General features: G+C 61.9%; 13 protein-coding genes, 1 tRNA gene and 3 pseudogenes. 6 read left to right on the top strand and 11 right to left on the bottom strand.

The annotated features are described in order from the left end of the window. Positions 1-76 precede the first annotated feature (76 nt). The 4 genes and pseudogenes from NKJ94_RS35615 to NKJ94_RS35600 form a co-directional block, all read right to left on the bottom strand. Entirely contained in the window at positions 77-460 is a 384-nt protein-coding gene (locus NKJ94_RS35615; RefSeq protein ID WP_352532261.1) for an SRPBCC family protein, read from the bottom strand. Positions 461-622: 162 nt separating this feature from the next. Continuing rightward, entirely contained in the window at positions 623-1,375 is a 753-nt protein-coding gene (locus NKJ94_RS35610; protein ID WP_352532259.1) for an SDR family oxidoreductase, read from the bottom strand. Positions 1,376-1,551: 176 nt separating this feature from the next. After that, positions 1,552-1,656: pseudogene (locus tag NKJ94_RS35605) on the bottom strand (AtaL-like protein); the annotation flags it as partial. Between the two features lie 40 nt (positions 1,657-1,696). Next, complete coding sequence (locus NKJ94_RS35600; protein WP_352532257.1) at positions 1,697-2,560, bottom strand: SDR family oxidoreductase; 864 nt, start codon at positions 2,558-2,560, stop codon at positions 1,697-1,699. Positions 2,561-2,664: 104 nt separating this feature from the next. On the opposite strand from NKJ94_RS35600, the gene NKJ94_RS35595 reads away from it, so the two are divergent. Beyond that, on the top strand, positions 2,665-3,558 hold the full coding sequence (locus NKJ94_RS35595; RefSeq protein WP_352532255.1) for a LysR family transcriptional regulator: 894 nt from the start codon (positions 2,665-2,667) through the stop codon (positions 3,556-3,558). A 67-nt stretch (positions 3,559-3,625) separates the two neighbouring features. On the opposite strand, the gene NKJ94_RS37725 is transcribed toward NKJ94_RS35595, so the two are convergent. Continuing rightward, positions 3,626-3,841: a hypothetical protein gene (locus NKJ94_RS37725; protein WP_502896227.1), complete on the bottom strand. Its 216-nt coding sequence runs from the start codon at positions 3,839-3,841 to the stop codon at positions 3,626-3,628. An 81-nt stretch (positions 3,842-3,922) separates the two neighbouring features. Next, positions 3,923-4,534 carry a glutathione S-transferase family protein gene (locus NKJ94_RS35590; protein WP_352532253.1) on the bottom strand — a complete coding sequence of 204 codons (612 nt, stop codon included), beginning with the start codon at positions 4,532-4,534 and terminating at the stop codon, positions 3,923-3,925. A 181-nt stretch (positions 4,535-4,715) separates the two neighbouring features. Between NKJ94_RS35590 and NKJ94_RS35585 the strand changes: the two genes are divergently transcribed. Beyond that, entirely contained in the window at positions 4,716-4,940 is a 225-nt protein-coding gene (locus tag NKJ94_RS35585) for a winged helix-turn-helix transcriptional regulator (protein ID WP_352532251.1), read from the top strand. After that, positions 4,906-5,250, top strand: coding sequence for a type 2 periplasmic-binding domain-containing protein (locus NKJ94_RS35580; RefSeq protein WP_352532249.1), 345 nt, complete (start codon positions 4,906-4,908; stop codon positions 5,248-5,250). Before NKJ94_RS35585 ends, NKJ94_RS35580 begins: the two co-directional genes overlap by 35 nt. 88 nt (positions 5,251-5,338) lie before the next feature. Here the strand turns inward: NKJ94_RS35580 and NKJ94_RS35575 are convergent. Then, a pseudogene (locus NKJ94_RS35575) lies at positions 5,339-6,072 on the bottom strand (SDR family NAD(P)-dependent oxidoreductase). A 159-nt stretch (positions 6,073-6,231) separates the two neighbouring features. Here NKJ94_RS35575 and NKJ94_RS35570 point away from each other — a divergent pair. Then, positions 6,232-6,591, top strand: coding sequence for a winged helix-turn-helix transcriptional regulator (locus NKJ94_RS35570; RefSeq protein WP_352532265.1), 360 nt, complete (start codon positions 6,232-6,234; stop codon positions 6,589-6,591). A gap of 155 nt (positions 6,592-6,746) precedes the next feature. Here the strand turns inward: NKJ94_RS35570 and NKJ94_RS35565 are convergent. From NKJ94_RS35565 to NKJ94_RS35550, 4 genes and pseudogenes are all read right to left on the bottom strand, one after another. Next, positions 6,747-6,828 (bottom strand) — tRNA-OTHER (locus tag NKJ94_RS35565). A 65-nt stretch (positions 6,829-6,893) separates the two neighbouring features. Then, on the bottom strand, positions 6,894-7,508 hold the full coding sequence (locus NKJ94_RS35560; protein WP_352532247.1) for a TetR/AcrR family transcriptional regulator: 615 nt from the start codon (positions 7,506-7,508) through the stop codon (positions 6,894-6,896). Between the two features lie 141 nt (positions 7,509-7,649). After that, positions 7,650-10,760, bottom strand: a complete 3,111-nt coding sequence (locus NKJ94_RS35555) for an efflux RND transporter permease subunit (RefSeq protein WP_352532245.1) — start codon at positions 10,758-10,760, stop codon at positions 7,650-7,652. A gap of 2 nt (positions 10,761-10,762) precedes the next feature. Further along, positions 10,763-11,871: pseudogene (locus tag NKJ94_RS35550) on the bottom strand (efflux RND transporter periplasmic adaptor subunit). An 85-nt stretch (positions 11,872-11,956) separates the two neighbouring features. On the opposite strand from NKJ94_RS35550, the gene NKJ94_RS35545 reads away from it, so the two are divergent. Together NKJ94_RS35545 and NKJ94_RS35540 are read left to right on the top strand one after the other, a co-directional pair. Further along, on the top strand, positions 11,957-12,535 hold the full coding sequence (locus NKJ94_RS35545; protein ID WP_352532263.1) for a TetR/AcrR family transcriptional regulator: 579 nt from the start codon (positions 11,957-11,959) through the stop codon (positions 12,533-12,535). A 46-nt stretch (positions 12,536-12,581) separates the two neighbouring features. Continuing rightward, positions 12,582-12,682, top strand: a 101-nt coding sequence (locus NKJ94_RS35540; RefSeq protein WP_352527199.1) for a beta-ketoacyl synthase N-terminal-like domain-containing protein, incomplete at its 3' end; no start/stop codon positions are given.

Here is a 12,682-nt window from a genome sequence, read left to right as displayed (position 1 = left end):
TCTCCTATGCATGAGGCTCTGCGCCGGCCAGCCGGCTTAACCCTCGTACCGTTGCATATCGGATGACGGGCCGCCCTCAGGCCCAGCAATCATAGGGACTAGCCGGTTCGAACCAGAATTGCCCGCGCGCTTCGGTCATGAGGTGCTTCAGCGCAAAGCTCGGATCACTCACCCGATAGGCGAAGTAGGAGGGCCGGTCGTAGTGCGTCAGGCCCTCGTTCGCGGTGCTGCCGTCCGCCAGATGAACGACCCGGTGGGAGCCGGGACGATCCCACGGACCCGAAATGTCCGAGGTCGACGCAACACCGGGCACCATCCCGTAGCCCGTCAGGATCTTAGGCAGGACGTCTTCGGCCGCAACGAAGTCGAAGACGTCCTGGATCGCGTGCGAGATGAACACCTCTCGCGTGACCGCCACTTTCAGCCGTGCGGCGCGGTGAAGATCAGTATCGTCCGTCATGACATTTCTCCCGAATGGTGTGGCCCTAGAGGTAACAGCACTGCAATGGGCGGCAGCCTGCGTTTTTGAACAGACCGTCCGCCCCTGAGACACGAACGAAGCCCTGAATAGGAAGCTCGAGGCTTCGGCGCCTTGCGCAGTCGCGGCTCGGTTTTCGCGCCTCTACTTGAGGAACGGGTTGATCGCCGCCAAAGTATCGTCGAAGCGGTCCTCAGCCTCGGCATTGCGCATGAAGTCGACGCCTTCTACCAAGATCTCGCGCGGCGTGGGCGTCTGTTGGAAGAGCGCGATGACCTGATCGGCGAACGTGTCGAGCGGCATGAAGCGCTCGTTCGTCTTCTGGCCGGGGGTCAGGTCCGTTTGCACGGCGGGCGGAACCAGCTCGATGACCTCGATCTTGCCCTTTAGGACGGCACGGAGGGATTCCGTGTAGCTGTGGATGGCAGCCTTGATCGCCGAATAGGTCGGGGCGATCACCAGCGGCACGAAGGCGAGACCCGAGCTGATATTGACGATGACCGCATTGGGCTGGCGGCCCAGATGCTCGATCAGCGCATTGGTCACCCGAATGGGGCCGAGCAGATTGCTGGTGATGGAGGCCTCCGCATCGCTCAGATCGCGGAATTTATCGAGCGGCCCTTCCATGCGCATGATGCCGGCGCTGTTGAACAGCACGTTGACGCTTGGAAAATCGGTGACGAGCTTCTCGGCAAAAGCCGCGACGCTAGCGGCATCGTCCATATCGAGCGTCAGAGCGTGGATATTCGGCCGATCGCCGATCGCCTTCTCCAACGTTTCGATCCGTCGGCCCGCGATGATTACGGTGTTGCCGAGGTCGTGAAAGCGGTGAGCGAGCGCCTCGCCGATCCCCGTTCCACCGCCGGTGATGAGGATGGTGTTTCCGGTCGTCTGCATGGGATTAATCCTTCTGGGTTTGTACGTTTCAAAACAGGTTGTGGGGGCGGCTCTTGCGTGGATGTCGCTGGTGGCGGAACGCGTGGGGACGTGGTCCCGCTGTTCAGTTGTCGAGGGTCAGAGCTTGCCGTCCGCGAGCATCTCGCGGATGCGCTTCAGCGTGGATAGCAGGGCGCTTTCGCATCGCGCGCCTTCAGCTCAAGGCCTTTCCAGGCTTGCTCACGGGTGAGCTTGGTTTCGCCGTCCGGGTTCACCGGAACGGTGGCGGTCGAATAGATCATGGTTTGTCTCCTTGAATGGGGATGCCGTAGCCCGCGGCGATCAAGCCGTGATCTGGGCGGCGTAATCGCGATAGGAGCGCAGCGGACGGCCCAGCAGGGTAGTCAGCCGATCGACATCGCCGGCGTCCGGGACCATGCCGTCTGTGAGGAAGCGCTCGGCCATCAGGCGCATGTCGAGCGCCATCCAGCTCGGCATGAACTGCCGCAGGTTCTGCTCGAACGCCGCGGTGTCATCGCCCGGGTAGACGATCGGGCGCCCGAGGACGTCCGTCCAGATCGTTGCGGCATCGGCGCCCGTCAGCGTGTCCGGGCCGACCAGGTTGATGCGGTTGAGCGGCAGCGGCGTGGCAGACTGCTCGCGGCGGATCAGCTCGATCGCGGCGATCTCGCCGACGTCGCGCGCGTCGATCATGGCGAGGCCCTTGTTACCGATCGGCATGGGGTAGATGCCGTAGACGCTCACCACGTCCTTGATCGTGATGTCGTTGTCCATGAAGTAGGCCGGGCGCAGGATGGTGGCGTTGAGGCCCATCTGTTCGACCATCCGCTCGACGCCGAACTTGCCTGCGAAGTGCGGCACGTTCACGTACACGTCGCTGTGGATCACCGAGAGGTATACGATCCGCTCGATCTTGACCTGGCGGGCAACGGCCAGCGCGACCAGCGCCTGGGTGTATTCGTCTGCCACTACTGCGTTCAGCAGGAACAGCGTGGACACGCCCGAGAAGGCGCTGCGCAGCGCGTCGACGTCGAGCAGGTCGCCTTGGACGACGTCGACGCTGGCCGGGAAACTCGCCTTGGACGGGTCGCGGACCAGAGCGCGCACATCGGCGCCACGGTTCACGAGTTGTTCGACGACGTTGCGGCCGACATTGCCGGTCGCGCCGGTTACGAGGATGGTCATGGGGATCACTCCGATTTGGGGGCAAAAGACACCCTGTAAATTAGTGATCCACATTCATGGCAATAGACGTTATATTTGGACAGACCGTCTCACGAGTGGAACAAATGGATCTACTTGCTCTCGCTGACTTTAACCTTGTTGCCCGGCACGGCGGGTTCGGACGGGCCGCGCGGGCCGCAGCGCGTCCGAAAGCAACCCTGTCCCGGCGTGTCGCGGAACTGGAAGCCAGCCTCAACCTGCGCCTGTTCGAGCGCGGGGGTCGCGCGCTGAAGCTCACCGAGGAAGGACGGGCGCTCTACGAGCGGACGGGGGCGCTGCTTACCGAGCTCGACGAAACCGCGGCGGCGATCGCCTCGGGTGGGGACCGGCCGCAAGGCCGATTGCGCATCAGTGCACCACTGCTCTTCTCGCAGATTGCAATGGGAAAGCTCGCCGCTGAGTTCGCGGTCAAATACCCAGAAGTGAGGCTGGAAATCACGACCGAAGATCGAGCAGTCGACATGGTAGAGGAAACGTACGACTTGGTGATCCGGGTCAATCCGGAGCCAGATGAAAGTCTTGTCGGACGCATCTTTTTGCGCGACCGGCTGGTGGCTGTGGCGAGTCCGGCCGTGACGCGGCCAAGGGGTAATGTGGTTGTCCCGGCCGTGGTGCGCGGCGCGGGCGATCAGAGTGCTGTCTGGGATTTGACGACATCAGCGGGAAGATCGCGCGTCGCTGTGGATACGATCCTGCGCCTGTCATCAATGATCATGGTGCGCGATGCGGTTCGCGTTGGCGCCGGCGCCGCTCGCCTTCCAATTTCACTCGTAAGTCACGACTTGGCTGCTGGCACACTCGTGCACTGGGGTGATGTGGACGGACCAGAAATAGCCCTATGGACGCTCTATCCGTCACGGCGGCTTTTGAGCGCTCGCGTGTCGGCTTTCCTCGAGCATTTGAAGGAAGCTTTTCCGAAGGGAACGCCTGACGAACTGGCGGCCTATATCGGGGCATAAGGCGGCTAACCCTGCCGACGGTCTACGGCACTTGGTGAAACCGCGAAGCAAAGGGGTTCTTGGGAAACTAAGATTTAGGTGACTCGTTGCACCGTTCCGGCGAGTGGCCGTCATTGTTCAAGCGATTAAGCAACGCTTGTATGGCCGGAATGATCACAAACACCATTGCCAGCACGATGACCGGCACGATCACAAGATGGCGCTGCCATATCGGCCAGTTCTCGGCCGACCCCTGCATCAGGTAACTTAGCGCTGTCACAAGTGGATAGACAGCCGCGAACACCAATACGCAGAAGATCAATCGCCAATTTTATACGAATATAACATGCGGGACTCCGTGATTTCTGACCGGAAGCCAGCGTCGTCAGTAATCTGCACTCGGACGTGCCCGAAAGCGGTCGTACCAAGCGTCGAGACGCGGATGAGAATTTCCGAATAGCAGGTCGAACCTCTCGCGTGCTGTCTGAAAGATCGTGAAAGTCGTAAAGTCCGCGATCGTCGGCTCAGCACCAGCTAGGAAAGCGTTCTCCCCGATCTCCTTCTCCAGCACATCGAGAAGTTCCGATACATAGCGATGCGTGCGATCCGCCATCTCCTGGGAAGGAACCGGCTCTTTTGCTGGAAAGGCGTCGGTCCGGTTCCAGAGCCACAACTGACCGCGCGCAATCAGATCATTGCCAAGCCGTTCAAGAGACCGCACCCGTGCACGGGACAGCGGGTCCGAGCCAATCATCGGCCTGTCGGGATAGAGTTCCTCCAGATACTCGACGATCGCCGCCGACTCTGTGATCGCAAGACCTGAGTCGGTCACCAGGATCGGGGCCCGGCCCGCCGGGTTGATGTTCACGTAACGGGCGGAGCGGTGTTCACCGTTCGCATAATCGAGTTCGTAGCGCGGGACGTCGATCCCCTTTTCCGCCAGGTAAATGATGACCCGTCGAGGGTTTGTACCCTTCCGAAACTGATACAGCAGCATTGTTCCAACCATCTCGCAGTTCGATGGTTACGAATGTATACTGTTGCAGAAGCCCGCGGAAGACAGCACATTTCTGTACTTGGGGCACACGGAGGATACTTATGGTCAACACAATCCATGGTCGCAACTACGAGGAAACAGAGCTAGGACCGCGGCTGAAGCCCTGCGCGCCCCACAGCGTATGTTGACCGTGACGCTCCGAAACTTGGAGAGGGATGGTTTCCTTGTCCGACACTACTTTCCGGAGGTTCCACCGCGCGTTGAGTACGAGCTTACCGACATGGGCTCGAGCCTGTTGCCAGCCTTGGAGGGCTTCACCAGCTGGATAAGGGAGCACTGGCCTCTCATCGAAGACGCACGCCGCACCTTCGATGAAGAACATCATCCTCGGGCAGCAGGGAGTTAGTTCGGAAGCCCCACGGCCCGCCAACACATCCCTCAAATCGACCTGTCCAAGCCGGCAAGGAAGGGCGAACTCCGCCAACCTAATCGCCGGCCTTGGCTGGGAACATATGCCATTGCCGATCGTCGCTGATGAACTCGTAGCGGAACAGCTTGTTCAGATCCTGCTGGAAGGACCTAGACGCGGCCTTTTATCGATGCAGGCCATTTACAAGGCCGACAGCCTTCCTGGTCGGGCCGCTCGTTGGTTGCTTGACCGCATCCGCTCCCCTGCGAACATGCGGTTGCGCGAATGGGCCGGGCTGAGAGCGTAGCGTCTACATTGAAATTTGCAGTTTGACGCAGCGCGATGAGGGCTCCGATTCCGGCCCACGAAATCCTCATGCTCGGACAGTCAAGGCCTCAGACTTGCGCCAGGCCACCATCGACGAACACCTCGCCGCCAGTCATGAAGCTGCTGTCCGACGACGCTAGAAACGCGGCGACCGCTCCCGTCTCCGACGGGTCGCCCATGCGGCCGAGCACGGTCGACGCGCCCATCGCGGCAATCCCTTCCTCACCCAAGACTTCGAGCGCCAGCTCGGTCGTGGTCGGCCCGGGGACAGCACATTAATACGGATGCCCGTGCCGCGCAGATCCAGCGCCCAGCTACGGGCCAGATTGCGGATCGCGGCCTTGGTCGCGCTGTAGATACTGAACGCCGGCGTCCCCATCACCCCCGTGCTGGAGCCGGTCAGAATGATCGACGCCCCATCAGTCATCAGCGGCAGGGCCTTCTGCACGGTAAAGATCGTCCCCTTCACATTGATGTCGAAGATCTGGTCGTAGTGCTTGAGCGTAATTTCGCCGAGCGATGCGAACGAGCCGGTCCCGGCGTTGGCAAACAGGATGTCGAGACTGCCGCGTTCGGCCTTCACCGTCTCGTACAGCCGGTCGAGGTCGGACAAATCGGTAACCGAGCCCTGAACGGCGCGCACCGAGGACCCTAACTGCGCCACGGCAGCGTCGAGCGTCTCCTGCCGTCGTCCGAAGATGTAGACGAACGCGCCTTCGTCGATGAACCGCTTGGCAGCCCCGAGTCCGATGCCGCTTCCGCCGCCCGTTATCACTGCCGTCTTACCTTGTAGCCTGCTCATGGTGTGCTCCTTCATTGAGGTTGCACTAAGCTGGCGGCACACCCACCTATTGACAAGTATGCACCTTTTGGTAAGTATCTAGAAATGTCATCAGATCGTTCGGAACCGACCTTGCCGCCAGCGCGCGCTGTGCCGCCGGCCCAGACCTGCACCCCGACGCTGCCCGGCTTCACCTGCGGTCTCGACGCGACGCTGCGGGTCATCGCCGGCAAGTGGAAGCCACTGATCCTGTACTTCGTCGCCCAAGACGGCCCGACCCGCTACGGCGAGCTGCGGCGAGCCGTGCGCGACGTCAGCGACAAGATGCTGATCCAGCAACTCAAAGAGTTGGAGGCCGACGGTCTTGTGAAGCGGACTGATTACAGAGAGATCCCACCGCGGGTGGACTACAGCCTCACTCCGCTGGGCAGGAGCCTTGCCGAGGCGCTGGTGCCGCTTTGCTCCTGGGGCACGGAAAACATGGCCGAGGTCACGCGCGTCTTTGCCCAGCGCGAATCCTGGACCAGGAATAAAGGGTAAGCTGACGGTTCCGAGGGCGCTCGCGGCGTCGGCTCTCCATAGGGTTTGTTTGCGCTGCCTCGAACGCCTTGCGCCAACGTCAGACCAAGCACGGCGCTCGAGGGACACCGGTGCTGTTGTCCGTCTCTAAATCAAATCTGCTCGTTCTGAAGAGGTGGTGCGGGTGGTCGGAATCGAACCGACTCCTTGCGGAACCGGATTTTGAATCCAGCCGTCTACCAATTCCACCACACCCGCATGCAACCACCACCTATTTTCGACTTCAGCTTCCACTAGCGCAGCGAAAGGTCTGTGCTGGCATGTTAGGCTGACTTGCCAAGAGCTTTCAGGCAAAATCGAATCTGCTCGCGCAAGCCCACTTCGGTATCCTCCCCGTGTTCGAGGCAGTGCTCAATCAGAATTGGGTGGAGGAACGGCGCGAACGCGGTGTGGACGGCACGCGCCGCCCCAGCGGAATCATCGACTTTGAATTCGCTCGATTCGATGCCCTCGCGGATGATGACCCCTAAAGTCGTTACCATGCGCTCGATATGCACCTTGATGATCGCCCAGTTCTCCTGCATGGCGGCGACAATCAGGTCGTGCATGCGCTTTTCCTTGACCAGCGTCATCTTCTTGTGGTGGTGAACGGCGGTCAGTAGCTGGCCGAGTTTCTCCCCGGCCGGCGCGTTCGTGTGTGCGATTGCGAGGGCGATGTCAGCTACCTCGTTCACAACTCGCCCGCAGATGGATTCTTTGATTGCGTCCCTGGAGGGGAAGAAACGGTAGACATTTGCCGTGCTCATGCCGAGTTCGGAGGCGATGTCGGCCACCGACGTCTTATGGTAGCCGATGCGGCGAAAGTGCTCTTCCGCCACCTCCAGGATGCGCGCGCGCACCTCGTCGGGATCGGTTCGCGTTCGGACCGGACGATTCATGGACATCTCCTGAGCTGATGAATCCAACCCGCCGGGCTCGCGTGTCCGATCATCGGTAGGTAAGATCGTACGGCTGGCCTTGCCTATGTGAGGCAAAGCCAGCGGGCGAGTACTTGAATCGTCTCCTCCGACAACGGAGCCCTACTCGGCCGCCATTGCTGGTTGCAATTCCGGTTCCTTCGTCGAATCCTCATGGGACTCATCCGCAGTCGGCTTGATCCGGAACCACGCTACATAGAGTGCTGGAAGGAACAGCAGGATCAGCACCGTGCCGGCCGCCGTGCCGCCGATCAGCGTGTAGGCCATCGATCCCCAGAAGACCGAGTGCGTGAGGGGGATGAAGGCCAGCACGGCGGCAAGTGCGGTCAGGATCACCGGCCTCGTGCGTTGCACCGTGGCCTCGATGACGGCGTGATAGTCGTCAAGGCCGGCAGCACGGTTCTCCTTGATCTGTTCCGTCAGGATCAGCGTATTGCGCATCAGGATGCCAGCCAGTCCTATCAGGCCCAAAATGGCGTTGAATCCGAAGGGCTGGTTGAAGGTGAGCAAAATGGGCACGACGCCGACAAGACCGAGCGGCGCCGTCAGCACGACCATCGCCATCGTCGAGAAGGATCGCACCTGCAGTATGATGACGATCAGCATGGCGGCGATCATGGCTGGGAAGACTTTACCCAGCGCGGTGTTGGCCTTGATCGCCTCCTCGATCGATCCACCCAGTTCGATGCGATAGCCGGCCGGAAGGGATGCGATCAGCGGCTGAAGGGCGGTCATGATCTGCTTGGAGACCTCCGGAGGCTGGGTTGCCTCGTTGATGTCCGAGCGGATCGTGATGACGGGTGTGCGATCGCGGCGCTTCAGGATCGGCTCTTCCAAGCGGACTTCCGAGTGACCGATCTGGTCAAGTGGAATCTGGCGGCCATCCCGGCTCATCAGCGAGAAATCCGCCAGACGCGACGGATCCAGCCGCTCGCCGCCGGCGCTGCGTGCCACGATGGGGACATTGCGAATGTCCTCGCGGACCTGCGTGACGGGGATACCGGTGAGCAGGAACTGCAGCTGCTGGCCCACCTCCGCCGGCGACAGCCCGATGAGGTTGAGTCGATCCTGATCCGGGATGAAGCGTAGTACGGGCGTGCGATTTCCCCAGTCGCGGTTGGCCTGCCGCACGTCCGGAACGCCTCGCATGATATCGAGGGCTTTTTCAGAGATGGCGTATAGTTGCGCGGGATCAGGTCCCATGACCCGGAACTCGACCGGGAACGGCGTGTAGGGGCCGAACACAAGCTGCGTAACGCGGATATAGGCCTCGGGCGCAAGCCCTTGTGACACCGCCGCACGGAGTCGCTGCTTCAAAGCCTCGCGTGCCTCCGCGTCCGGTGTCAGCACGACAATCTTGGCAAAGGCAGGATCAGGCAGTTCCGGCGCCATCGCGAAGAAAAAGCGGGGAGCGCCCTGACCGACGTAGCTCGTCACGATCTTGGCCTCGGGTTGGTCGCCAAGCCAGTGCTCCAGCTTCTCCACCGTGGCGGTCGTCGTCTCGATGCTGGTGCCTTCCGGCAGGCGAACCTCGATCAGCACTTCGGGGCGGTCGGATGTCGGGAAGAACTGCTGCTTGAGCGCGCCCATGCCGACAACCGAAAGCGCGAAAACGATGCCGACGACACCGCAGGTTACGAACTTGTGGCGCACTGCAAAGGTGATGAGCCGGCGAAGGCGCCGGTAGTTCGGTGTGTCGTATATGGCGTGGACGCCGCCTTCGACCGCTTTGATCGCGGGCAGCATCTTGACGCCTAGATACGGCGTGAAGACCACAGCGACGATCCAGGAGACGATGAGGGCGAAGCCTACGACCCAGAAGATGTTGCCGGCGTATTCGCCGGCCGTCGAACGCGCGAAGCCCACCGGCAGGAAGCCAGCGATCGTCACGAGCGTGCCTGACAGCATCGGCGCCGCGGTATGGCTCCACGCATAGGCCGCCGCCTTGATGCGGTCCATGCCCTCTTCCATCTTCACCACCATCACCTCGATGGCGATGATGGCGTCGTCCACGAGAAGGCCGAGCGCCAGGATGAGGGCGCCGAGCGTGATGCGGTCGAAGAACCGGCCGGTTTCCAGCATGATGAGGAACACCACGGCGAGCGTCAGGGGGACGGCGGCAGCCACGACGATGCCGACGCGCCACCCGAGGCTGAGCAAGCTCACCAGGAGCACCACACCGAGCGCCATAGCGAATTTGAGCATGAACTCGTTGACCGACGAGTCGATGTTCACGGCTTGGTCGCTGACCTTGGCCAGCGTCATCCCGAGCGGCAGCGTCTGTGCGATAGAAGCGGACCTCTCCTCCAGCGCCTTGCCGAGTTCAAGACCATTCCAGCCCTCCTGCATCACCGCCCCGAGCATGATGGTCGGCTCGCCCTGATGCCGGATGACGTAGGTGGGGGGATCCTCGTAGCCGCGGCGGACCTCGGCGATGTCGGAGAGCTTCAGCGTCCGTCCCGCGGCGACGATCGGCGTGTCGGCGATCGCCTGGACACTGTCATAGGCGCCGTCGACCCGGATGAAGACCTGCGGCCCCTGAGTGTCGATCGAGCCGGCCGGTGTGACGGTGTTCTGCCGTTGCAAGGCGGCAACGATATCCTGGGCCGACACACCGAGGGTGGCCAGTTTGGCGTAGGAAAACTCGACGAATATCTGTTCGGGACGTTCGCCGAGGATGTTGATCTTCTTGACGCCGGGCACGTGCAGGAGGTCCTGGCGAATGGTCTCGGCTTGCCTGGCGAGTTCCCGCATCGGCATGCCTTGAGCCTTCAACGCATAAAGGGCGAAACTGACGTCCGAATATTCGTCGTTGACGAAGGGACCGAGCACGCCGGGCGGCAGGTTGCGGGCTTCATCCCCGAGCTTCTTGCGGGCCTGGTAGAACTCCTCCTGCACGCTGGATGGCGGTGTGCTGTCCTTCAGCGTAACCGTCAAATACGCATAGCCTGGTCGTGTCGTCGTCTCGACCCGGTCATACCAGGTCAGCTCCTGAAGCCGCTTCTCCAGCGGTTCGGCGACGAGGTCCTGCATCTCGCGCGCCGTCGCGCCCGGCCATACGGTCGTGACCGTGAGGGTCTTGATCGTGAAGGAAGGATCCTCAGCCCGCCCAAGCATGAGGAAGGCGTGGGCGCCGGCCGCGACCAGCAGGATGATGAAGAAAAGGGTGACGGCCCGTTCGCGAACGGCGATCGCGGAAAAATTGAGGTTCATCGTCAGTTGCTCCCGCTCTCGGAAGCAGTCCTGACGCGGGCCCCCTCCTTCAGGAGATGAGCGCCGAGCGAAACAATCGATTGATCCGAACTCAGTCCGGAGACCACGGCGGTTTCGCTGGTCACACGAACAAGGTTGACGGGCCGAAAGTGTACGGTCGAGGTAGCTCGATCCAGGGCCCAGACGCCGGTCTTGCTGCCGTCATCGAGCACGGCTCCCAGCGGGACCTGGACTTCCGGCTGGCTGGCCTGGCTTGCAATCCGGATGGTGACGGTCGCGCCAAGCGGTGCTGCCGCGGCCTCGCCGTCGAGCACGTAGCGGGCCTCGTAGGTACGGGTCTGGGGATCGGCGGCATCCGACAACTGCCGCAGATGCGCTGTATAGCGTCCAGCGGCGCCGTACACGCCGGCCTCGGCCGCCGAGCCAATCGCCGGCCGGATCGTTTCGGGAAGCGCGACCACAGCTTCACGGGGGCCGGCCTGGGCGATCCGAACCACTGTCTGGCCGGCGGAAACGACCTGTCCCGGCTCGCCGAGCGTTTCGACCACCGTCCCATCCGCGTCCGCCACCAGGACGGAATAGGCCGCTTCGTTCTCCGCGACTTTCGCTTCCGCTTCTGCGGCGGCGAGCTGTGCGGTCGCGGTATCCAGCGCGGCCTTCGCCTGCTCGTAGCGCTGCGGGGTTGCTGCCAATTCCTTCTTGACCAGAACGGCATAGCGCTTTTCGTCCGCGCTCGCCTGAACCAGCACAGCGCGTGCCGCGGCGACCGCGTTGCGCTTGGCGTGAGCGCAAGGGCCAGATCGGTCTCATCGATCCTCAGCAGCGGTTGACCCGCCTTGACCCGTTCACCGACATTCACCAGACGCTGAACGATCTTGCCGGGTACGCGAAAACCAAGATTGCTCTGCACCCGCGCGGCAATTGTGCCCGTGAAGCCGCGTTCGGATCCGGCCACCGGCACTGCTGTCACCAATCTGACGATCGGTGCTTCCTGCCTCGGGTCGCCCGCGGCGGATGCCGCCTGCGTGCGAATGGGAAGTGTGGCAAACGCGCCCACCCCTAACCCCGCGACCAGGATGCCCCCCAGCCCAATGACAAGTCGCTTTTTCATGCCCATCGCCTCATGTCGAAATAGATTGCGTTCGTACGCTATACATGCTATTGATTACGAACGCAATCTAAAAAGGAGATCGATGATGCGAGTTAGTCGCAGCCAGGCCGAGCAAAACCGGCAAAACGTGATCGATGTGGCAAGTCGCCTTTTTCGCGAGCACGGCTTCGATGGCATCGGCCTCAAGGATCTGATGAAGGGTGCCGGGCTGACCCAAGGCGCTTTCTACAAGCAGTTCGCATCCAAGGAGGACTTGGCTGCACAGGCATCTAGCCGGGCGATGGAACATGCGACCCGCAGATGGTTGGCTGCCATCGCGGCGAAACCTGAGGATCCGCTTGGCGCGGTGATCGACTTCTATCTCAGCAGGGGACATCGCGAAGAGAGGATGGAGGGCTGCCCGGTCGTGGCGCTCGGCTCGGATGCCGCCAGACAGGGCAATAAGGTGAAGGCGTCATTCGAAGCGGGGATCGGAGAATACCTCGGGATGCTTGGCCCCTGGATTGGCGAGGCCGACGTCGATGCGCCCAGCGGCAAGGCCATGGCCATTCTTTCGACGATGGTCGGTGCGGTGCTCCTCTCGCGGGCGGTCAACGACCCCGACCTCGCGCAGGCTTTTCTGGATGCCGCGACCGATCAGGTTCGCAAAGCAGTTGCGGCTTGAACGGCGTGGCCAGCGCGATCGACGCATCCATGCGATAGGACAACAGATGCGACGGATTGTTGTTACAGGCATGGGCGCGGTCACCCCGCTTGCCGCCAATGTCGAAGCGTCCTGGTCGCGTCTGCTGGCCGGTCGTTCGGGGCTTCG

The sequence above is a fragment of the Mesorhizobium sp. M0060 genome (genome assembly GCF_040323155.1).
In the GTDB taxonomy this organism is placed as follows: domain Bacteria; phylum Pseudomonadota; class Alphaproteobacteria; order Rhizobiales; family Rhizobiaceae; genus Mesorhizobium.
The sequence above is the reverse complement of the archived record's forward strand: the minus strand, read 5'-3'. Positions and strand labels throughout refer to the sequence as shown.